The sequence below is a fragment of the Ramlibacter tataouinensis TTB310 genome (genome assembly GCF_000215705.1).
Lineage (GTDB): Bacteria > Pseudomonadota > Gammaproteobacteria > Burkholderiales > Burkholderiaceae_C > Ramlibacter > Ramlibacter tataouinensis.
On the sequence record NC_015677.1, the window covers coordinates 3,532,424 to 3,551,827 of the forward strand.

Sequence of the window (19,404 nt, forward strand, 5' to 3'; positions counted from 1 at the left end):
AGCGAGCGAGCAGCGTCCTTCCTATGATTCGACACTGCCAGTTGCTTCAACTAACGGCGAAGGGTGCTGGCTTTGATGTTGTACCTGAACGACGTCGCATGGAACATTGTTCAGAAGCAACGCGATAAGCACAAAGAGTTCGCTTTTGTTTGGCGGCGTGAGCGGATAAAGAACCTCAAACTGGATCCAGCGATGGAATATCGCCGGATCGAAACGATGAACAACACAGCGCGGCAGAACGCTAGACGCGCTGTCGGGCTTCAGTCTGTTCGGATTCATGACCTGAGGCACACGTTCGGTCAACGACTTCGGCAGGCGGGGGTGCCCAAGGAAGACCGCACATCACTGCTTGGACACGCAGTTGAAGACATGCCGGAGCACTACGCGACAGCGACTGTCGAGCAACCGATAAAAGCCGCCAATCCGTGTGGGCGGAACGCTCGACCGAACGACCCTGCTGCGGGTGGTAAACGGCTAGGCAGAAAAGGTCACGCGGAGAGTCACGCAAGAAAAATGGGGTTACGCCCTTGCGAGACGTAACCCCTTGATTTGCTTAGCAATCTGGCGCGGCTGGCAGGATTCGAACCCACGACCCCTTGGTTCGTAGCCAAGTACTCTATCCAACTGAGCTACAGCCGCCGAGCCCGCGAGTATACCAGGGGTTTGGCCAGGCTCCCGGCGGGCCTGGTAGGGCGTGCTGGACTTGAACCAGCGACCAAGGGATTATGAGTCCCCTGCTCTGACCAACTGAGCTAACGCCCCGGGCACGCGTCGGATTGTAGGCGCCCTACTTGTTGTGGCTGAGCGCGTTGCTCACCAGCTTGGCGGTGATGTCCACGATCTGGATCATGCGGTCGTAGGGCATGCGGGTGGGGCCGATCACGCCCAGGGTGCCCACGACCTGGCCGTCCACCTCGTACGGGGCGCTGACGATCGAGAGTTCCTCGAACGGCACGACCTGGCTCTCGCCGCCGATGAAGATGCGCACGCCCTCGGCCTGGCTGGAGATGTCCAGCAGCCGCATCAGCTGCGTCTTCTTCTCGAACAGCTCGAACGCCCGGCGCAACTGGCTCATGTCGCTGGAGAAATCGCTCACCGCCAGCAGGTTGCGCTCGCCGGAGATCACCACCTCGTCGGCCTGGCTCATGGCGTCGGTGCTGGCGTCCACCGCCGTCTTCATCAGCTGGCCGATCTCGCCGCGCAGCTTGTCCACCTCGCCCTTGAGGCGCTCGCGCACCTGCTCGATGGTCAGGCCCGCGTAGTGGGCGTTGAGCAGGTTGGCGGCCTCCACCAGCTGCTGCTGCGTGTAGTCGCCCTCGGTGAACACCACCCGGTTCTGCACGTCGCCGTCGGGCGAGACGATGATGACCAGGTAGCGGCGGTCCGACAGCCGAAGGAACTCGATGTGGCGGAACACCGAGTTGCGCCGCGGCGCCATCACCACGCCGACGAACTGCGACAGGTTGGACAGCAGGTGCGCCGCGTTGGTGATCACGCGCTGCGGCTGGTCGGGCGCCAGGCTGGCGGCGGGCAGCCGCTCGCGCTGCACCGTCAGCATGGTGTCCACGAACAGGCGGTAGCCGCGCGCGGTGGGTACGCGGCCGGCCGAGGTGTGCGGGCTGGCGATCAGCCCCAGGTCCTCCAGGTCCGACATCACGTTGCGGATGGTGGCCGGCGACAGCTCCAGGCCGGAGGCGCGCGAGAGGGTGCGCGAGCCCACGGGCTGGCCGTCGGCGATGTAGCGCTCGACCAGGGCTTTCAACAACAACTTGGCACGGTCATCGAGCATGGCTGGCGGCTTTGGCCGAATTTTAGTGATGTAATTTGTGAATGGGTTCCCAGTTCCGCCATGTTGCGCTGTTTGGCAAGTACCACGCCGCCGTGACAGCCAGCGCGGCGGAATCGACGCGCGCTGCCCTGGAGGATATTGCCCGCTTCCTCGCCACGCAAGGCTGCAAGGTGGTGCTGGAGAAAGAAACCGCCGCCCATGCCGGCGTCCAGGGCTTCGACAGCCTGGACATGGAGGCCATCGGCCGCGAGTGCGACCTGGGGCTGGTGGTCGGCGGCGACGGCACCATGCTGGGCGTGGGCCGCCGGATGGCCCGCCACAACGTCCCCCTGATCGGCATCAACCAGGGCCGCCTGGGCTTCATCACCGACGTCCCCCTGGACGGCTTTCGCGCCACCCTGGAGCCCATGCTGCGCGGCGAGCACGAGGAGGACCGGCGCAGCCTGATGCACGCGCGCGTGATGCGCGACGGCCACTGCGTGTTCGACGCCCTGGCCATGAACGACGTGGTGGTCAACCGCGGCGCCACCTCCGGCATGGTGGAGCTGCGCGTGGAGGTCGACGGGCATTTCGTGGCCAACCAGCGCGCCGACGGCCTGATCGTCGCCTCGCCCACCGGCTCCACCGCCTACGCCCTGTCGGCCGGCGGGCCGCTGCTGCACCCGGCCAACCCGGGCTGGGTGCTGGTGCCCATCGCGCCGCACACCCTGTCCAACCGCCCCATCGTGCTGGCCGACGCCGCGGAGATCGCCATCGAGCTGGTCTCGGGCCGCGGCGCCAGCGCCAATTTCGACATGCAGTCGCTGGCCTCGCTGATGCACGGCGACCGCATCACCGTGCGCCGGTCGCAGCACCAGGTGCGCTTCCTGCACCCGCGCGGCTGGACCTACTTCGACACGCTGCGCAAGAAGCTGCACTGGAACGAGGGGGGATCATGAGCCTGAAGAGGATGGCGCTGCGCGACTTCGTGATCGTGCGCGAGCTGGAACTGGACCTGTCGGGCGGCTTTTCCGTCCTCACGGGCGAGACCGGCGCGGGCAAGTCCATCCTGGTCGACGCGCTCCAGCTGGCGCTGGGCGCCCGGGCCGATGCCGGCGTGGTGCGCGAAGGCGCGGCGCGCGCCGACATCAGCGCCGAATTCGACCTGCCGGCCCAGCTGCGGCCCTGGCTGGAGGAGGCCGGCTTCGAGCACGAGGACAGCCTGCTGCTGCGCCGGAACATCGACGCGCAGGGCAAGAGCCGGGCCTGGATCAACGGCGCGCCAGCCACGGCCGGCCAATTGCGCGAGCTGGGCGAGCAGCTGGTGGACATCCACGGCCAGCACGCCTGGCAGAGCCTGACGCGGTCCGAGGCCGTGCGGGGCCTGCTCGACGCGTACGCCGGCGTCAACGTCCAGCCCCTGCAGCAGCTGTGGCAGCGCTGGCGCGCGGCCCAGAAGGCGCTGGCCGACGCGCGCGCCGCACAGGATTCGCTGCAGCGCGAGCGCGAGCGCCTGGCCTGGCAGATCGGCGAGGTCGACAAGCTGGCCCCCGGCGCCGACGAATGGGACGAGCTGAACGCCAGCCACACCCGGCTGGCCCATGCCCAGAGCCTGCTCGACGCCGCCCAGCAGGCGCTGGACGCGCTGGAAGGCGACGAAGGCGGCGCCGCGGCCCAGCTTGCCAAGGCGCATGCCACGCTGCAGGACCAGGAGCACCTGGAGCCCGAGTACCGGGCCCTGGCCGAGGTCCTGGCGTCCAGCCTGGCCCAGGCCGAGGATGCTGCCCATTCGCTGCACGCCTACCTGCGCAAGACCGAGCTGGACCCGCAGCGGCTGGCCGAGCTGGACGAGCGCATGTCGCTGTGGCTGTCGCTGGCGCGCCGCTACAAGCGGACACCGGCCGAGCTGCCGGCCCTGCTGGCGTCCTGGCGGGAGGAGTTGGCGCAGCTCGATGCCGCGGCCGACCTGGCCGCGCTGGAAGCGGCCGAGAAGAAGGAATCCGATGCCTACATGGCGGCCGCGCGCAGCCTGTCCAAGGCGCGGGCCAAGGCCGCGCCCCAGCTGGCGCAGGCCATCACCCAGGCGATGCAGGGGCTGGGCATGCAGGGCGGCCGCTTCGAGGTGGCCCTGGAAAAGACCGAGCAGCCCACCCAGGCCGGCCTGGAGGACGTGGGCTTCCTGGTAGCCGGCCATGCCGGCAGCTCGCCGCGGCCGGTGGGCAAGGTGGCCTCGGGCGGCGAGCTGTCGCGCATCGCCCTGGCCATCGCCGTCACCACCAGCCAGCTGGGCAGCGCCCAGACCCTGATCTTCGACGAGGTGGACGCCGGCGTGGGCGGCGCCGTGGCCGAAACCGTGGGCCGCCTGATGAAGCAGCTGGGCCGCGACCGGCAGGTGCTGGCCGTGACCCACCTGCCCCAGGTGGCGGCCTGCGCCGACCACCACCTGGTGGTGGCCAAGCAGGCCGACGCGGGCGGCACCTGGAGCACCGTCTCGCCGGTGCAGGGCGAGCAGCGGGTGGGCGAGATCGCCCGCATGCTGGGCGGCGAGCGCCTGTCCGGCACCACGCTGGCCCATGCCAAGGAAATGCTGGGCCAGGGCGCCCGGCCCGGCGCGCGGGCCCGCTCATGAGCAAGACGCCCGCGAGCCCCCTCGAGCTGGTGCTGATCACCGGCATGTCCGGCTCGGGCAAGTCGGTCGCGCTGCGGGCCCTGGAGGACGTGGGCTACTACTGCGTGGACAACCTGCCGCCCGAGCTGCTGCTGGACTTCGTGGCGCTGGAACGGCAGGTCGCCGCCAAGCAGGTGGCCATCGCCATGGACGTGCGCAGCGCCATCTCGCTGCCCCTGGTGCCGGCGCAGCTGCGCAGCCTGCGCGAGCAGGGCGTGGCCGTGCGGTCGCTGTTCCTGGATTCCACCACCGAGACCCTGGTGCGGCGGTTCTCCGAGACGCGGCGGCGCCATCCCCTGTCGGGCCGCAGGGAAGCGGCCAAGGGCGTGCCCCCCACCGACGAGAGGCATGCGCTGGTGGACGCGATCGAGCTCGAGCGCGAGCTGCTGGCCGATCTGCGCGAAGAGGCGCACGTGATCGACAGCAGCGTGATCCGGCCGGCCCAGCTGCAGGCGCACCTCAAGTCGCTGCTGTCGGCCCCCACCAGCCAGCTGACCCTGGTGTTCGAGTCCTTCGCCTTCAAGCGCGGGATCCCGGTCGACGCGGACTACGTGTTCGACGTGCGCATGCTGCCCAACCCGCACTACGAGCCGGAGCTGCGCGAGCTCACCGGCCGCGACGCGCCCGTGATCGCCTATCTCGAAGCGCGGGCCGACGTGGCCCGGATGCGAAACCACATCCAATCCTTCCTGGACCAGTGGCTGGAGCCGCTGGCGCGCGACCACCGCAGCTATGTGACGGTGGCGATAGGCTGCACCGGCGGGCAGCACCGTTCGGTGTACCTGGTGGAGCAGCTGGCCGCGGCTTTCGGCAGCCGCTGGACCACGCTGCGGCGGCACCGCGAACTCGAGCGCGGTTGACTAGGCGGCGGTCGCCAGCAGCTTGCGGATGGGCGCGGGCAGTCCCAGGCCGGGCCACTGCGCCGCTTCGAACCAGCTGCCCTCCCCCGCGCTCGGTGCGCTGCCCTGCGGCAGGCGGGCCGTCACGGGATGCAGGTGCAGGTCCTTGTGCGTCAGCACATGGACGAAGGGTTCCCCGTCCTCCAGCAGCCTTCTGTTCTCGGGCGGCACCGCGGCTTCCAGCGCCTCGCGCGAGCCGAAGGCCGGCAGGCAGTAGAGGCCGGCCCAGATACCGGCATCGGGCCGGCGCTCCAGCCACACCCGGCCGTCGGCGCCGCGCGCGTGCAGCAGCCACAGGGTCTGCGCCGTGCGCTTGAGCTTGCGGCTCCTGACCGGGTAGCGCTGCGGATCGCCCTGGGCGGCAGCCCGGCACAGCCCGCGCACCGGGCAGATCAGGCAGCTCGGGTCGCGGGCCAGGCACACGGTGGCGCCCAGGTCCATCAGGCCCTGGGTGTAGGCGGGCATGGGTTCGCAGGCTTGCGGCAGCAGCGCCTCGGCCTGCGTCCACAGCCGGCGCTCGCCGCCCTGCTGCGCCAGGTCCTCGCCGAAGGCCAGCACCCGGGTGAGCACGCGCTTGACGTTGCCGTCCAGGATGGCCGCACGCTCGCCGAAGCAGAAGGCGGCGATGGCGGCCGCCGTGGAACGGCCGATGCCGGGCAGCTCGGCCAGCTCCCGGGCAGTGCGCGGGAACCGCCCGCCATGGCCCGCGGCCACCACCTGGGCGCAGCGGTGCAGGTTGCGCGCGCGGCTGTAGTAGCCCAGGCCGCTCCACAACGCCAGCACATCGTCCAGCGGCGCGGCGGCCAGCGCGGTCACGTCGGGGAAGCGGTCGAGGAAGCGCTGGTAGTAGCCCAGCACGGTGGCCACCTGCGTCTGCTGCAGCATGACCTCGGACAGCCACACGCGGTAGGGGTCGCGCGTGTTCTGCCAGGGCAGGTGGCTGCGCCCGTGGCTGGCCTGCCAGCGCACCACCTGGCCGGCGAAATCCCCAGCCAGGCTCATGCCCGTTTCTGCAGCGCCGGCTCGTTGGATGCCAATGCCGGCGTGGCGATCAGGTGGGCCGTGAGCTCGGCCAGCTTGGCGTCGAGCTGGTCCAGGGCCGTCTCCTGCGCTTCGATCTCGGCGATGCGGTCGTCCAGGCCGCTGGCGGCTTCCTGGATGCGCTCGATGGCCTCGATGCGGCGCACGAAGTTGCGGCGCCGCTCGCGCAGCTGGGCGTCGAGCTGGGCGGCGGCGGACTTGTTCCACAGCTCCACCTCGCCCAGCGCGGATTCGTAGATCACGCGCAGCCGCGTCGACAGCGCGCGCACCAGGCGGTCGGCGAATTCCGGCTGCGCCAGCCGCAGCGCATTGCCCATGCCCAGGTACTGGGTGTGGCTGCGCTCGACCAGCTCCAGGTCGCGGCTGAAGCGCTCCAGGTCCGGCTCCTTGGGCGCCTGCAGCGAGAAGCCGTACTCCGCGTTGAGCTGCTTGAAGGTGCCGGTCAGCATGGACTGGATCTCGGCGCTGGTGGTCTGCGCCTTGCGCAGGCCGGCGTGCAGCCGCTCGAAGGTCTGGGTGTAGGCCTTCTTCACGCCCAGCTTGATGCCGGGCTGGCGCAGCGCGTCGGTGAGGCCGGCCATCTCGGTCTTGAGGGTCTTGGTGCCCAGCAGTGTGAAGACCTCGCGCAGCAGCCGCAGATGGACCGAGCGCACCGCGTGGATCTTGGCCCCGCTGACGTCGAACTCCTCCTGCTCCTGCTCGATGCGCCCGCGCATGTGCTTGATTACCGAGCTGTTCTTGCCGCGCAGGCCCCTGAGCTCGCCCAGCTGGTCGGCCAGGTCGCGGCGGCGCACGTTCAGCGCGCGCGCGGCTTCGGTGCGCAGGTCGACGATGTTGCCCGAGACGGCGGCCCGCAGGATCTTCTGCCGCTGGCCCATCACGCCCTGGGCCAGGGCGCGCTCGAGCACCGGCAGCTGGCTGGCCTGCAGCAGCGCGGCGTCGTCGCTGACCTTGGCCACCAGGCCCTTCTGGGCCGACACCGGGATGACCTGCTCCACCGGCAGGCCCAGGATCTCGGCCGAGGTCGCGCGCTGGCGCTCGATCTGGGCCTGCACCTGGGCCGAGCTGCTCAGCGAATCCCACATGGTGTCTATCTTGTTCAGCACCACCAGGCGGGAGTCGGTCTCCTCGGATTCGGCGATCAGGTGCTCGCGCCAGATCGCCAGGTCGGACTTGGTCACGCCGGTGTCGGCCGCCAGGATGAACACCACCGCATGGGCCTGGGGGATCAGGTTCACGGTCAGTTCGGGCTCGGCGCCGATGGCGTTGAGGCCCGGCGTGTCCAGGATCACCAGGCCCTGCTTGAGCAGGGGATGGGCGATGTTGATCAGCGCATGCCGCCAGCGCGGGACCTCGACCAGGCCCTCGGCATTGAGCATGGGGTTGTCTTCCGGCGTGTCGTCGTGCCAGAAGCCCAGGGCGCGCGCCTCGTCCTTGGTCACGTGGACCACCTCGGCGACCTTCTCGAAGGCCTGGGCCAGCTGGGCGGAGTCGTTGACGTCCAGGTCCACCCTCACCCACTTCTCGGGCACCATGCGCCACTCCATCAGCGCCTGCGGCTGCAGGCGCGTCTCGATGGGCAGCAGGCGCAGGCAGGGCGGCACCTCGCTGTCGTAGCCCAGCTCGGTCGGGCACATGGTGGTGCGGCCGGCGCTGGCCGGCATGATGCGCCGCTTGTAGCCGGCGAAGAAGATGGCGTTGATCAGCTCGGACTTGCCGCGCGAGAACTCGGCGACGAAGGCCACCATGACCTTGTCCGAGCGCATCTGCGTCTCCAGGCGCCGCAGGCGCTCCTCCACGGCCGAATCCAGCAGCTCGTGATCTTTCAGCCACTCGGACAACAGCTTCAGCCGCAGCGCGAATTCGCGCCGCCAGGCGCCGTGCTGGTCGAACTGTTCGTTGAAGGAAGTGCCCACTAAGCCCCCAGGTATGCCGTTTTGAATATAGCACCGGGCATGAGGAGCCCAACAGTTTTACTCAGGTCTGGCAGGAAGGGCAGTAGAAAGTCGCGCGCTGGCCCTGGCGGATGCTGCGTACCGGTGTGGCGCAGATGCGGCAGGGCTGCCCCGCCCGGTCGTAGACCATGGCTTCGAGCTGGAAATAGCCGGCCTGGCCATCGGCGTTGGAAAAGTCGCGCAGGGTGCTGCCGCCGCGGCTGACGGCCTGCGCCAGGACCTGGCGCACCGCGGCATGCAGGCGCAAAGCGCGCTCGCGGCCCAGGCGCGAAGCCCGGGTCGTGGGCCGGATGCCCGCCAGGAACAGCGCTTCGGACGCGTAGATGTTGCCCACGCCCACCACCACGTCGCCGGCCAGCAGCACCTGCTTGATGGGCGCGTTGCGGCGGCGCAGTCCGGCATGGAAGGCCGCGGCTTCGAATCCCTCGCCCAGCGGCTCGACCCCCAGCCGCCCCAGCAGCTTGGCCGCCTCGGGGGCCTGCTCGCCGGGCGCGAACACCACGGCGCCGAAGCGGCGCGGGTCGTTCAGGCGCAGCACGCCGCGGGTGGTGGCGAGGTCGAAATGATCGTGCGGGCCCGGCTCGGGCTGGCTGGCCCGGAAACTCAGGCTGCCGGACATGCCCAGGTGCAGCAGCAGCAGGCCTTCGTCCAGATCCAGCAGCAGGTACTTGCCGCGGCGGCGCACGCCGCGCACCGTGCGCCCGGCCAGCAGCGCCGGGTCGCAGCCCAGGGCCCAGCGCAATGGTTTGCCTATGCGGGCCGACAGGATGCGTCCGCCGGCGATGCGGTCGGCAAAACTCAGGCGCGTGACCTCGACTTCTGGCAGTTCGGGCATGGGTTGGAGGGTGCGGATTATGATGGTTCGATGAAGCGTCCTCCCCGCATCGCCACCGCAGTGACCTTGCTGTGCGCCCTGGCCCAGGCCGCGTGCGCGCAGACGCCGCCCGCCGCCGCCCGCTCCGCCGCCCCCGACGGCACCACCGTGTCCGCGCTCGATGCCGAACTGTTCTACCAGCTGCTGCTCGGTGAGCTGAACGCGCGTGGCGCGGAGCCGAGCGCGGGCTACTCGCTGGTGCTGGACGCGGCGCGCCGGACCAACGACCCCGAGCTGTACCAGCGCGCGGTGGAGATCGCCTTCCAGTCCCGGTCGGGCGACGCCGCGCTGCAGGCCGCGCGCGCGTGGGCGCAGGCGCATCCCTCCTCGCGCGATGCCAACCGCTTCGTGCTGCAGATCCTGCTGGCCCTGAACCGGGTGGCCGAAAGCGTCGAGCCGCTCAAGCGCGACATCGCCCTGGCCAACGCGCCGGAGCGCAATGCGGCGCTGGCCGCGGTGCCGCGCTACTACGCGCGGGTCAGCGACAAGAAGCTGGCCGCCAGCGTGGTGGAGCAGGCGCTGGCCGACGCCCTGGCGCAACCCGCCACCGCCGCCGCGGCCTGGACCACCATAGGCCGGTTGCGCCTGGCGGCCGACGACACCGCCGGAGCACTGGAGGCTGCGCGGCGCGGCCAGGCGGCTGCGCCGCAGGCCGAGGGGCCGGCGCTGCTGGGGCTGGAGCTGATGGAGCCGCGCCTGCCCCAGGCCGAGTCCCTGGTGCGCACCTACCTGCAAGGCCAGCCGCTGCCCGAGCTGCGGCTGGGCTACGCACGCGCGCTGCTGGACGCCCACCGCTACTCCGAGGCTTCCGAGCAGATCCGCCGGGTGACCACGGACAAGCCCGAGATCGCCGAGGCCTGGTTGATCCAGGGCACGCTGCAGCTGCAGGACAGCCAGCTGCCCGCCGCCGAAACCTCACTCAAGCGCTACATCGCGCTGGCGCAGGCGCAACGCACGGGTGAGGAACGCAGCCGCGGCCTGGCCCAGGCCTACCTGGCCCTCGCACAGGTGGCCGAAAAGCGCAAGGACTTCGCCCAGGCCAACGCCTGGCTGGACCGCATCGACAACGCCCAGGACCTGGTGTCGGCCCAGAGCCGGCGCGCCTCCCTGCTGGCGCAGCAGGGGCGCCTGGAAGAGGGGCGCAAGCTGCTGCGCGCGCTGCCCGGGCGCACGCCCGCGGAGGCCCGCATGAAGCTGATGGCCGAGGTCCAGCTGCTGCGCGACAACAAGCAGTACAAGCCGGCCTATGACCTGCTGATGCAGGCGGCCGCCAAGGACCCTTCCAATGCCGAGCTGCTGTACGACCAGGCCATGCTGGCCGAAAAGCTGGGCAACCTTCCCGAGATGGAAAAGCTGCTGCGCCAGGTGATCGCCATCAAGCCCGATTTCCACCATGCCTACAACGCGCTGGGCTACTCTCTGGCCGATAGGAACATCCGCCTGCCCGAAAGCAAGCAGCTGATCCAGAAGGCGCTGGAATACGCGCCCGGCGACCCCTTCATCAGCGACAGCCTGGCCTGGGTGGAATTCCGCATGGGCAACCGCGCCGAAGCGCTGCGCATCCTGGAGGCCGCCTACACGAACCGGCCCGATGCGGAGATCGCGGCGCACCTGGGCGAGGTGCTGTGGAGCATGGGCCAGCGCGACCGCGCCCAGGCCATCTGGAAGGAAGGGCTGCTGCTCAACGCGGAGAACGAAACCCTGCTGGAAACGCTCAAGCGCTTCCGGGTGCGGCCGTGAAGGCGGTGAACCCGGTGGCGGCCGCGCGTACCGGCCTGGCGGCCTGGGGCCTGGCCGCCGCGGTCCTGTTGCTGGCCGGTTGCGCAGCGCCCCTGCGCCAGGGCGCCCAGGACGGTGCCACGGCCAGCAGCTGGAGTGGCCGCCTCGCGCTGCAGGTGCAGGACGACGCCCGGCAGTCCTTCTCGGCCGCCTTCGAGCTGCGCGGCCGGCCGGAAGCCGGCGAGCTGAGGCTGTTCAACCCGCTGGGCGGCACGGCCGGCGTGCTGACCTGGTCGCCCGGCCGGGCCGTGCTGGAGACCGGCGGCCAGACCCGGCAGGCCGCCTCGCTGGAGGAGCTGGTGGCCCAGGCCACGGGCTCGCCCATCCCGGTGACTGCCTTGTTCGACTGGCTGGCGGGCATAGACACGCCGGTGCCCGGCTGGAAGGCCGACCTGGAGCAGCTGGCGCAAGGCCGCATCCGCGCCCAGCGGCTGGCGCCTCCGCCCCTGGCCGACCTGCGCGTGGTGCTCGACCGCTGATGAAGTCGCTGCACGACGTCCCCGCACCGGCCAAGCTCAACCTGTTCCTGCATGTCACCGGCCGGCGCGCCGATGGCTACCACCTGCTGCAGTCGGCCTTCATGCTGCTGGACTGGCACGACAGCCTGCATTTCGAGCTGCGCGGCGACGGCCGCCTCAGTCGCGAGGACCTGACCACGCCCCTGCCCGACGACGACCTGTGCCTGCGCGCCGCCCGCGCCCTGCAGCAGGCCGGCGGCACGGCGCAAGGCGCGCACATCGCCATCGCCAAGCGCCTGCCGGCCCAGGCCGGCCTGGGCGGGGGCTCGTCCGACGCGGCCACCTGCCTGCTGGCGCTCAACCGCCTGTGGCGGCTCGGGCTGGATCTGGGCCAGCTCGAGGCCATCGGTCTGGCGCTGGGCGCCGACGTGCCGTTCTTCCTGCGCGGGCGCAACGCCTGGGTGGAGGGCATCGGCGAGCGGATCACACCCATCGATCTGCCGCCCGCGCGGTTCGTGGTGCTCAAGCCGCAGGCCGGGCTGCAGACGCAGCAGATCTTCACCGACCCGGCCCTCAAGCGGGATTCGCACCCTGCTATACTCTCGGGCTTTGCTGCAAACCCCTACGGCTTTGGCCGTAACGACTTGCAGCCGGTTGCCCAGCGGCTGTGCCCGCAAGTCGGCCAATCGCTCGATTGGCTGGCCTTGCAAGGCCTTCAGCCCCGGATGACCGGTTCCGGCAGTGCGGTGTTCGCGCTGCTGCCGCGAGGCCACCAGCCGCTGCAGGCGGCGCCGGCCGGCGCGCAGTTGAGGGTCTGCGGCAATTTGGAGGTCCATCCCCTGGTGGGGTGGGCACCCAGCGACGATTCATCGGTGGGCGGCTGATTGGCCGTCAACCCGTGTAGGGGAGTCGCCAAGTTGGTTAAGGCACCGGATTTTGATTCCGGCATGCGAGGGTTCGAGTCCTTCCTCCCCTGCCAAATCCTTGCTCGCCACGGGGTGGCGGCTTCGACAGGCACATAGTTACCGATCGCTGGGTCCGCACATGCAGGCTGCACCGCATTCCGATTTCATGGTGTTCACGGGCAACGCCAATCCCGGCCTGGCGGCCGAGATCGCCCGCCATCTGGGCATCCAGCTCGGCGCCGCCTCGGTGGGCCGCTTCTCCGACGGCGAGGTGACCGTCGAGATCAACACCAACGTGCGCGCACGCGACGTGTTCGTGGTGCAGTCCACCTGCCAGCCCACCAACGAGAACCTGATGGAGCTGCTGATCATGGTCGACGCGCTCAAGCGCGCCTCGGCCGAACGCATCAGCGCCGTGATCCCCTACTTCGGCTACGCCCGCCAGGACCGCCGCCCGCGCTCCTCGCGCGTGCCGATCTCGGCCAAGGTGGTGGCCAACCTGCTGCAGACCGTGGGCGTCTCGCGCGTGCTGACCATGGACCTGCACGCCGACCAGATCCAGGGCTTCTTCGACATCCCGGTGGACAACATCTACGCCTCGCCGGTGCTGCTGTCCGACCTGCGGCAGAAGAACTACCCGGACCTGATCGTCGTCAGCCCGGACGTGGGCGGCGTGGTGCGCGCGCGCGCCCTGGCCAAGCAGCTGGGCACCGACCTGGCCATCATCGACAAGCGCCGGCCCAAGGCCAACGTCAGCGAGGTGATGCACGTCATCGGCGAGATCGAGGGCCGCAACTGCGTGGTCATGGACGACATGATCGACACCGCCGGCACGCTGGTGAAGGCGGCCGAGGTGCTCAAGGAGCGCGGCGCCAGGAAGGTGTATGCCTACTGCACGCACCCCATCTTCTCCGGCCCCGCCATCGACCGCATCGCCAAGGGCACGGCGCTGGACGAAGTGGTCGTGACCAACACCATCCCCTTGTCCGACGGCGCCAGCGCCTGCGGCAAGATCCGCCAGCTCACCGTGGCACCGCTGATCGCCGAGACGATCCAGCGCATCGCCAAGGGCGAGTCGGTGATGAGCCTGTTCTCGGAGCAGGAGAACCTGTTCTGAGGCTTTGCCGGCCTCCAGCCCGGAGGCCTTTTTCAACCGGAGCCACACTGGTCGCGGTGGGCTCTCAACGGAGTCAACTATGAAATTCGTCGCTTTCGAGCGCGCCAAGCAGGGAACGGGTGCGAGCCGCCGTCTGCGCAACACGGGCAAGACGCCCGGCATCGTCTACGGCGGCGAAGGCCAGCCGCAGCTGATCGAGCTGGACCACAACGCGCTGTGGCACGCCCTCAAGAGGGAAGCCTTCCACTCCACCATCCTCGAGATGGAAGTGGCCGGCAAGACCAGCAAGGTGCTGCTGCGCGACGTGCAGATGCACCCGTTCAAGCAGCTGGTGCAGCACATCGACTTCCAGCGCGTGGACGCCCGCACCAAGCTGCACATGAAGGTGCCGCTCCACTACAAGAACGCCGAGGAGTCCCAGGCCGTCAAGTTCGAGCACTGCGTGGTCAACCACGTGATGTCCGAGCTGAACATCTCCTGCCTGCCGGGCGACCTGCCCGAGTTCATCGAGGTCGACCTGTCGGGCCTGAAGAAGGGCACCTCGCTGCACCTGAACGACATCCAGCTGCCCAAGGGCGTGAACGCGGTGACCGGCGGCAAGAAGAACCCGGTGCTGGTCTCGGTGGTCGCCACCGTGGCCGAGGAAGCGCCCGCGGCCGACGCCGCTGCGGCCGCACCGGCCGCCGACGCCAAGGCCGCGCCGGCCAAGGCGGCCCCCGCCAAGGCCGCCGGCAAGGACGCCAAGGCCGCGGCACCCGCGCCCGCCAAGGCCGCCGGGAAGAAGTGATCGCCCGCTGGCGCCGCTGCGGCGCCCTGGCGAAAGGCCCGCTGCGCGGGCCTTTTTTTCGTCTCTAATACACCGTCATGTCCATCAAGCTCTTCGTCGGCCTGGGCAACCCCGGCACCGAGTACCAGGCCACGCGGCACAACGCCGGCTTCTGGTGGGTCGATGCGCTGGCGCGGGAACTCAAGCTCACGCTGGCGCCGGAGCGGGGCTACCATGGCCTGGTCGCGCGCGGCAGCGCGAGCGGCCAGACCCTGTGGCTGCTGGAGCCGCAGACCTTCATGAACCTGTCGGGCAAGTCGGTGGCGGCGCTGGCGCGCTTCTACAAGATCCGCCCGGAGGAGATCCTGGTGGCGCACGACGAGCTGGACGTGGTGCCGGGCCAGGCCAAGCTCAAGTTCGGCGGCAGCCACGCCGGCCATAACGGCCTGCGCGACATCCATGCGCAGCTGGGCACCGGCGACTACTGGCGGCTGCGGCTGGGCATAGGCCATCCCGGCGTCAAGGCCGAGGTGATCGACTGGGTGCTGCAAAAGCCGGCGCCCGAGCAGCGCGCGGCCATGGAGGACTGCATCCAGCGTACGCTCCAGGCCGTTCCGGCCCTGCTGGCCGGCGAGATGGACAAGGCGACGCTGATCGTGCATACCAGCAAGCCGCCAAGGCCCAAGCCGGCGCGCCCGCAGCAGGCCTGAACGATTCACACAGGGAGGTACAACATGAGAAACAGCATCGCGATCGCCGCCGCCGCCATGGTGCTGGCCCCCGCATGGATGGGACCGGCCACTGCCCAGGACATCTACAAGTGCGCGGACGGCTACCGCCAGCAGCCTTGTCCCGGCGGCACGCCCCTGAAGGCTGCCGACGAACGCACCCCGTTGCAGAAGACCCAGGCCGACGCCGCAGCGCGCCGCGACGCGCGCCTGGCGGAAGCCATGGAGAAGTCGCGCCAGAAGCAGGAGGCGCAGGCCGTGCCCCAGTACACGCCCCCGCCGCGCTTCGCGCCGGCCGACGAGGGGGCTTCAGCGGCCAAGCGCCCCGGCGGCAACGGGCCCGAGACCTTCAGGGCCGTGTCGCCGAACAAGCCCGGCGACAAGCCCAAGACCAAGAAGAAGCAGCCGCAGAAGTAGCCGCGGCATCAGCCCGCGGCCGGCGGCGCGGCGGGGAGATCGCCCGCGCCCGGCGCCGCCTGCGGCTGCCCGGTCAGCCGGCGGTACTTGCGCCACAGCGACTCGCGGTCCTCCAGGTGGGCCGGGTTCAGCGGGATGCACGCCACCGGGCAGACCTGCACGCACTGCGGCTCGTCGAAATGGCCCACGCACTCGGTGCACTTGTGCGGGTCGATCTGGTAGATCTCCGGACCCAGGAAGATGGCCTGGTTCGGGCACTCGGGCTCGCACACATCGCAGTTGATGCACTCGTCGGTAATCATCAGCGCCATGGCGGGGAAGGTCCTGTGCGGCCGGGGGTTCTGGCATTATCCCCGGCTGCATGAGCCTGTTCCTCGTCAAGCGCCTCATCACCCTGCTGGCGACCCTGGTGGGCACCTCGGTGGTGGTGTTCCTGGTGCTGGAGGTCCTGCCGGGCAACGCCGCGCAGATCCAGATGGGGCCGGACGCCTCGCCGGAGGCGGTCGCCGCCCTGGCCAGCAAGCTGGGCCTGGACCAGCCGGCGGCCAGCCGTTACTGGCAGTGGGTGAGCGGCCTGCTGCGCGGCGACCTGGGGCTGAGCTACGCCTACGGCACGCCGGTGGGCGAGCTGGTGCTGGAACGGCTGGCGCTCACGGTGCCGCTGGCCCTGCTGGCCATGGCGCTCACCGTCGCGCTGGCTCTGGCCGCCGGCCTGTACGCCGCGTCGCGCCACAACAAGCTGGGCGACGTGGGCATCATGGGCCTGACCCAGCTGGGCATCGCCATCCCCAATTTCTGGTTCGCCATCCTGCTGATCCTGCTGTTCTCGGTGCACCTGCAGTGGTTCTCCGCGGGCGGCTTCGAAGGCTGGGGCGAAGGCGTCCTGGCCGGCCTGCGCTCGCTGCTGCTGCCCGCGCTGTCGCTGGCGGTGGTGCAGGCTGCCATCCTGGCGCGCATCACCCGCTCGGCGGTGCTGGAGGTGATGCGCGAGGACTTCGTGCGCACCGCCCGGGCCAAGGGCGTGTCCCGGCGGGCCGTGCTGTGGCGCCACGTGCTGCGCAACGCGCTGATCCCGGTCATCACCGTGATGGGCCTGCAGTTCGCGGAGCTGCTGGCCGGCACCATCGTGGTGGAAAGCGTGTTCTACCTGCCGGGCCTGGGCCGGCTGATCTTCCAGTCGATCTCCAACCGCGACCTGATCGTGGTGCGCAACTGCGTGATGCTGCTGGCGGCCATGGTGGTGGTCGTCAACTTCGTGGTCGACGTGCTGTACGCGGCCATCGATCCGCGGGTGAAACCTTCCGACATATGAGCGCCGTGCTGCCCACCGCCGCGCCCGTGCTGGCCAAGGCGCCCGGCTTCTGGCGCCGCGCCAGGCGCCATCCCAGCTTCGTCCTGGGCGCGGTGTTGACGGTGCTGCTGGCGCTGGCGGCGGCGCTGTCCCTGGTCTGGACGCCGCACTCGCCATACGACGTCAACGTCGCCCAGCGGCTGCTGCCGCCGGGGCCGGCCCACTGGCTGGGAACCGACCCCTACGGCCGCGACGTGGCCTCGCTGCTGCTGGTGGGCGCGCGAGCCTCCATCCTGGTGGGCGTGATCGCGGTGGGCATCGGCCTGGGTGTGGGCACGGCGCTGGGCCTGCTGGCCTCGGCGCGGCGCGGCTGGGTGGAGGAAGGCGTCATGCGCGTGGCCGATTTCGGCTTCGCCTTCCCCGCCATCCTGTCGGCCATCATGCTCACGGCGGTGTTCGGCCCGGGCATGGTCAACGCCATCGTCGCCATCGGCATCTACAACATCCCGACCTTCGCCCGCATCACCCGCGCCTCGGCCAACGCGGTGTGGGCGCGCGAGTTCGTGCTGGCGGCACGGGCCTGCGGCAAGGGCAGGTTCAGCATCACGATGGAGCACGTGCTGCCCAACATCGCCTCAGTGCTGATCGTGCAGGCCACCATCCGCTTCGCCATCGCCATCCTGGCCGAGGCCGCCCTGTCCTACCTGGGCCTGGGCACCCAGCCGCCGCAGCCCTCGTGGGGCCGCATGCTGAGCGAGGCGCAGACGCTGCTGTTCCAGGCGCCGCTGCTGGCGGTGTTCCCCGGCGTGGCCATCGCCCTGGCGGTGCTGGGCCTGAACCTGCTGGGGGACGGCCTGCGCGACCTGTTCGATCCCCGGCTCGCAAGAAAGCGATGAGCATGCCCTTGCTGCAGGTCCGGGACCTGTCCATCCAGCTGCAGACGCACCGCGGCCCGGCCTACGCGGTGCGCGACGTGGGCTTCAGCCTGGAGCGCGGCGAAACGCTGGGCCTGGTGGGCGAATCGGGCTGCGGCAAGTCCATCACGGCCTTGGCCCTGATGGGTCTGCTGCCGGAAAACGCCCGGGTCAGCGGCAGCATCCGCCTGGGGGGCCAGGAGCTGGTGGGCGCGGGCGAGCGCGAGATGACGCGGCTGCGCGGCGACCGCATGGCCATGGTGTTCCAGGAGCCCATGACCGCGCTCAATCCGGTGCACACCGTGGGCCGGCAGGTGGCCGAGCCGCTGCGGCTGCATCGTGGCCTGTCGTCCGCCGACGCCCGGCGCGAGGCTGTCGCGCTGCTGGACCGCGTGGGCATCCCCCATGCGGCACGCCGCATCGAGGCCTACCCGCACCAGTTCTCCGGCGGCCAGCGCCAGCGCATCACCATCGCCATGGCGCTGGCCTGCGGGCCCGACCTGCTGATCGCCGACGAGCCGACCACTGCCCTGGACGTGACCGTGCAGCGCCAGATCCTGGAGCTGATCCGCGAGCTGGTGGCCGAGCGCGGCATGGGGCTGATCCTGATCTCGCACGACCTGGGCGTGATCGCGCAGAACGCTTCCCGCATGCTGGTGATGTACGGCGGCCGCGTGGTGGAGAGCGGGACCACGGCCGAGGTGTTCGCCCACCGCATGCACCCCTACACCCTGGGCCTGTTCGGCGCGCGGCCGGGTCTGCATTCCGCCAGGGGACAGCGCCTGGCCACGATTCCCGGCACCGTGCCGGAGCTGGTGGACCTGCCGCCCGGCTGCCCGTTCGCCGGCCGCTGCGCCTTCACCATCGCCGATTGCCACGGCACCGTGCCGCCGCCCTACGAGGTCGAGTCCGGCCACCACGCGCGCTGCATCCGCCTGGACGCCGTGGCCATGTCCAAGCAGGCAGCCCTCACGCCTGCCCACTTCCGGAGGGAGAGGGAGTGAGCACGCCCCTGCTGCAGGTCGAGAGCCTGGCGCGCACCTACCAGCTGCCGCGCGAGAAGCTGCTGCGGCCGCCGCCGACGGTGCAGGCCCTGCAGGGCGTGAGCTTTTCCATCGAGGCGGGCCGCAGCCTGGGGCTGGTGGGCGAGTCGGGCTCGGGCAAGTCCACGCTGGCGCGGCTGGTGATGGCGCTGGACCGGCCCACAGCGGGCCGCGTATTGCTCATGGGCCGCGACCTGCATGCCCTGCCGCGCGAGGAACTGCGCCGCGCACGGCGCGATTTCCAGATGGTGTTCCAGGACCCGTACGGCTCGCTGGACCCGCGCCAGACCGTGGAGCGCATCGTGGCCGAGCCGCTGGCCGCGCAGGGCGGGGCCACCCGGGCGCAGCAGCGGGCGCAGGCCGCCGAGGCGGTCGAGTCGGTGGGCCTGCGCGCCGCCGACCTGGCCAAGTACCCGCACGAGTTCTCGGGCGGCCAGCGCCAGCGCATCGCCATCGCCCGTGCCCTGATCACCCGGCCGCGGCTGATCGTGGCCGACGAGCCGGTCAGCGCGCTGGACGTGTCGGTGCAGGCGCAGGTGCTCAACCTCATGCAGGACCTGCAGGCCGGCTTCGGCGTGACCTACCTGCTCATCAGCCACGACCTGGCGGTGGTGCGCCACCTGTGCGACGAGGTGGCCGTGCTCTGGCAGGGGCGCATCGTGGAGCAGGGGCCGCCGCAGCGGCTGTTCACCGCGGCGGAACACCCGTACACCCGTTCGCTGGTGGAGGCCGTGCCGCAGGCCGAGCCACCCCCGCCGCCATCCTGGTAGAACATGCCTTT

Annotated in this window: 20 protein-coding genes and 3 tRNA genes; 16 read left to right on the forward strand and 7 right to left on the reverse strand. The window is 70.3% G+C overall.

Annotated elements, in window-relative coordinates; genetic code table 11:
• Positions 1 to 75 precede the first annotated feature (75 nt).
• On the forward strand, positions 76 to 540 hold the full coding sequence (locus RTA_RS21475; protein ID WP_143763003.1) for a tyrosine-type recombinase/integrase: 465 nt from the start codon (positions 76 to 78) through the stop codon (positions 538 to 540).
• Positions 541 to 562: 22 nt separating this feature from the next.
• Here the strand turns inward: RTA_RS21475 and RTA_RS16955 are convergent.
• From RTA_RS16955 to hrcA, 3 genes are all read right to left on the reverse strand, one after another.
• Positions 563 to 639 (reverse strand) — tRNA-Arg (locus RTA_RS16955).
• A gap of 46 nt (positions 640 to 685) precedes the next feature.
• Positions 686 to 762: transfer RNA gene (locus RTA_RS16960), tRNA-Ile, on the reverse strand.
• A gap of 25 nt (positions 763 to 787) precedes the next feature.
• Positions 788 to 1,789 carry a heat-inducible transcriptional repressor HrcA gene (gene hrcA / locus RTA_RS16965; protein WP_013902662.1) on the reverse strand — a complete coding sequence of 334 codons (1,002 nt, stop codon included), beginning with the start codon at positions 1,787 to 1,789 and terminating at the stop codon, positions 788 to 790.
• 41 nt (positions 1,790 to 1,830) lie between these two features.
• On the opposite strand from hrcA, the gene RTA_RS16970 reads away from it, so the two are divergent.
• The 3 genes from RTA_RS16970 to rapZ are packed head-to-tail and all read left to right on the forward strand — an operon-like array spanning position 1,831 to position 5,296.
• Positions 1,831 to 2,727 (forward strand): NAD kinase, encoded by an 897-nt coding sequence (locus tag RTA_RS16970; RefSeq protein WP_013902663.1) that lies wholly within the window; start codon positions 1,831 to 1,833, stop codon positions 2,725 to 2,727.
• Positions 2,724 to 4,397, forward strand: coding sequence for a DNA repair protein RecN (gene recN, locus RTA_RS16975; protein ID WP_013902664.1), 1,674 nt, complete (start codon positions 2,724 to 2,726; stop codon positions 4,395 to 4,397). Before RTA_RS16970 ends, recN begins: the two co-directional genes overlap by 4 nt.
• On the forward strand, positions 4,394 to 5,296 hold the full coding sequence (gene rapZ / locus RTA_RS16980; protein ID WP_013902665.1) for an RNase adapter RapZ: 903 nt from the start codon (positions 4,394 to 4,396) through the stop codon (positions 5,294 to 5,296). Before recN ends, rapZ begins: the two co-directional genes overlap by 4 nt.
• On the opposite strand, the gene mutY is transcribed toward rapZ, so the two are convergent.
• The 3 genes from mutY to mutM all read right to left on the reverse strand — a co-directional run bounded on the left by mutY (position 5,297) and on the right by mutM (position 9,166).
• The gene (gene mutY / locus RTA_RS16985) at positions 5,297 to 6,337 is read right to left on the reverse strand and encodes an A/G-specific adenine glycosylase (protein WP_041675700.1); all 1,041 of its coding nucleotides are present in this window, start codon (positions 6,335 to 6,337) and stop codon (positions 5,297 to 5,299) included.
• On the reverse strand, positions 6,334 to 8,292 hold the full coding sequence (locus RTA_RS16990; protein WP_013902667.1) for a dynamin family protein: 1,959 nt from the start codon (positions 8,290 to 8,292) through the stop codon (positions 6,334 to 6,336). The genes mutY and RTA_RS16990 overlap by 4 nt, the downstream gene beginning before the upstream one ends.
• Before the next feature lie 61 nt (positions 8,293 to 8,353).
• A complete protein-coding gene (mutM, locus tag RTA_RS16995; RefSeq protein WP_013902668.1) occupies positions 8,354 to 9,166 on the reverse strand; it encodes a bifunctional DNA-formamidopyrimidine glycosylase/DNA-(apurinic or apyrimidinic site) lyase in 813 nt (270 codons plus the stop codon).
• 30 nt (positions 9,167 to 9,196) lie between these two features.
• Between mutM and RTA_RS17000 the strand changes: the two genes are divergently transcribed.
• The 8 genes from RTA_RS17000 (at position 9,197) to RTA_RS17035 (ending at position 15,375) form a co-directional block, all read left to right on the forward strand.
• A complete protein-coding gene (locus RTA_RS17000) occupies positions 9,197 to 10,945 on the forward strand; it encodes a tetratricopeptide repeat protein (RefSeq protein WP_041675701.1) in 1,749 nt (582 codons plus the stop codon).
• Positions 10,942 to 11,463, forward strand: a complete 522-nt coding sequence (locus RTA_RS17005) for an outer membrane lipoprotein LolB (RefSeq protein WP_226986086.1) — start codon at positions 10,942 to 10,944, stop codon at positions 11,461 to 11,463. The genes RTA_RS17000 and RTA_RS17005 overlap by 4 nt, the downstream gene beginning before the upstream one ends.
• On the forward strand, positions 11,463 to 12,326 hold the full coding sequence (ispE, locus tag RTA_RS17010) for a 4-(cytidine 5'-diphospho)-2-C-methyl-D-erythritol kinase (RefSeq protein ID WP_013902671.1): 864 nt from the start codon (positions 11,463 to 11,465) through the stop codon (positions 12,324 to 12,326). The genes RTA_RS17005 and ispE overlap by 1 nt, the downstream gene beginning before the upstream one ends.
• 18 nt (positions 12,327 to 12,344) lie before the next feature.
• Positions 12,345 to 12,421: transfer RNA gene (locus RTA_RS17015), tRNA-Gln, on the forward strand.
• Between the two features lie 65 nt (positions 12,422 to 12,486).
• Positions 12,487 to 13,464, forward strand: coding sequence for a ribose-phosphate pyrophosphokinase (locus RTA_RS17020; RefSeq protein ID WP_013902672.1), 978 nt, complete (start codon positions 12,487 to 12,489; stop codon positions 13,462 to 13,464).
• Positions 13,465 to 13,543: 79 nt separating this feature from the next.
• Positions 13,544 to 14,251: a 50S ribosomal protein L25/general stress protein Ctc gene (locus tag RTA_RS17025; RefSeq protein WP_013902673.1), complete on the forward strand. Its 708-nt coding sequence runs from the start codon at positions 13,544 to 13,546 to the stop codon at positions 14,249 to 14,251.
• A gap of 77 nt (positions 14,252 to 14,328) precedes the next feature.
• A complete protein-coding gene (gene pth / locus RTA_RS17030; RefSeq protein WP_013902674.1) occupies positions 14,329 to 14,940 on the forward strand; it encodes an aminoacyl-tRNA hydrolase in 612 nt (203 codons plus the stop codon).
• A 24-nt stretch (positions 14,941 to 14,964) separates the two neighbouring features.
• On the forward strand, positions 14,965 to 15,375 hold the full coding sequence (locus RTA_RS17035) for a hypothetical protein (protein ID WP_013902675.1): 411 nt from the start codon (positions 14,965 to 14,967) through the stop codon (positions 15,373 to 15,375).
• An 8-nt stretch (positions 15,376 to 15,383) separates the two neighbouring features.
• Here the strand turns inward: RTA_RS17035 and RTA_RS17040 are convergent, their stop codons facing one another.
• Entirely contained in the window at positions 15,384 to 15,686 is a 303-nt protein-coding gene (locus tag RTA_RS17040) for a YfhL family 4Fe-4S dicluster ferredoxin (RefSeq protein ID WP_013902676.1), read from the reverse strand.
• A gap of 50 nt (positions 15,687 to 15,736) precedes the next feature.
• Here RTA_RS17040 and RTA_RS17045 point away from each other — a divergent pair, with 50 nt between their 5' ends.
• The 4 genes from RTA_RS17045 to RTA_RS17060 are packed head-to-tail and all read left to right on the forward strand — an operon-like array spanning position 15,737 to position 19,393.
• Complete coding sequence (locus RTA_RS17045; protein WP_013902677.1) at positions 15,737 to 16,687, forward strand: ABC transporter permease; 951 nt, start codon at positions 15,737 to 15,739, stop codon at positions 16,685 to 16,687.
• Entirely contained in the window at positions 16,684 to 17,562 is an 879-nt protein-coding gene (locus tag RTA_RS17050) for an ABC transporter permease (RefSeq protein WP_013902678.1), read from the forward strand. Before RTA_RS17045 ends, RTA_RS17050 begins: the two co-directional genes overlap by 4 nt.
• 2 nt (positions 17,563 to 17,564) lie before the next feature.
• Positions 17,565 to 18,584, forward strand: a complete 1,020-nt coding sequence (locus RTA_RS17055; RefSeq protein ID WP_013902679.1) for an ABC transporter ATP-binding protein — start codon at positions 17,565 to 17,567, stop codon at positions 18,582 to 18,584.
• On the forward strand, positions 18,581 to 19,393 hold the full coding sequence (locus tag RTA_RS17060) for an ATP-binding cassette domain-containing protein (RefSeq protein WP_013902680.1): 813 nt from the start codon (positions 18,581 to 18,583) through the stop codon (positions 19,391 to 19,393). The genes RTA_RS17055 and RTA_RS17060 overlap by 4 nt, the downstream gene beginning before the upstream one ends.
• Positions 19,394 to 19,404: the final 11 nt, after the last annotated feature.

Excerpts from the sequence above, each read along its gene's own strand:
- RTA_RS21475 (WP_143763003.1), top strand. The coding sequence starts at position 76 with ATGTTGTACCTGAACGACGTCGCATGGAACATTGTTCAGAAGCAACGC.
- hrcA (WP_013902662.1), bottom strand. The coding sequence starts at position 1,789 with ATGCTCGATGACCGTGCCAAGTTGTTGTTGAAAGCCCTGGTCGAGCGC.
- RTA_RS16970 (WP_013902663.1), top strand. The coding sequence starts at position 1,831 with ATGGGTTCCCAGTTCCGCCATGTTGCGCTGTTTGGCAAGTACCACGCC.
- recN (WP_013902664.1), top strand. The coding sequence starts at position 2,724 with ATGAGCCTGAAGAGGATGGCGCTGCGCGACTTCGTGATCGTGCGCGAG.
- rapZ (WP_013902665.1), top strand. The coding sequence starts at position 4,394 with ATGAGCAAGACGCCCGCGAGCCCCCTCGAGCTGGTGCTGATCACCGGC.
- mutY (WP_041675700.1), bottom strand. The coding sequence starts at position 6,337 with ATGAGCCTGGCTGGGGATTTCGCCGGCCAGGTGGTGCGCTGGCAGGCC.
- mutM (WP_013902668.1), bottom strand. The coding sequence starts at position 9,166 with ATGCCCGAACTGCCAGAAGTCGAGGTCACGCGCCTGAGTTTTGCCGAC.
- RTA_RS17000 (WP_041675701.1), top strand. The coding sequence starts at position 9,197 with ATGAAGCGTCCTCCCCGCATCGCCACCGCAGTGACCTTGCTGTGCGCC.
- ispE (WP_013902671.1), top strand. The coding sequence starts at position 11,463 with ATGAAGTCGCTGCACGACGTCCCCGCACCGGCCAAGCTCAACCTGTTC.
- RTA_RS17020 (WP_013902672.1), top strand. The coding sequence starts at position 12,487 with ATGCAGGCTGCACCGCATTCCGATTTCATGGTGTTCACGGGCAACGCC.
- RTA_RS17025 (WP_013902673.1), top strand. The coding sequence starts at position 13,544 with ATGAAATTCGTCGCTTTCGAGCGCGCCAAGCAGGGAACGGGTGCGAGC.
- pth (WP_013902674.1), top strand. The coding sequence starts at position 14,329 with ATGTCCATCAAGCTCTTCGTCGGCCTGGGCAACCCCGGCACCGAGTAC.
- RTA_RS17035 (WP_013902675.1), top strand. The coding sequence starts at position 14,965 with ATGAGAAACAGCATCGCGATCGCCGCCGCCGCCATGGTGCTGGCCCCC.
- RTA_RS17040 (WP_013902676.1), bottom strand. The coding sequence starts at position 15,686 with ATGGCGCTGATGATTACCGACGAGTGCATCAACTGCGATGTGTGCGAG.
- RTA_RS17045 (WP_013902677.1), top strand. The coding sequence starts at position 15,737 with ATGAGCCTGTTCCTCGTCAAGCGCCTCATCACCCTGCTGGCGACCCTG.
- RTA_RS17050 (WP_013902678.1), top strand. The coding sequence starts at position 16,684 with ATGAGCGCCGTGCTGCCCACCGCCGCGCCCGTGCTGGCCAAGGCGCCC.
- RTA_RS17055 (WP_013902679.1), top strand. The coding sequence starts at position 17,565 with ATGCCCTTGCTGCAGGTCCGGGACCTGTCCATCCAGCTGCAGACGCAC.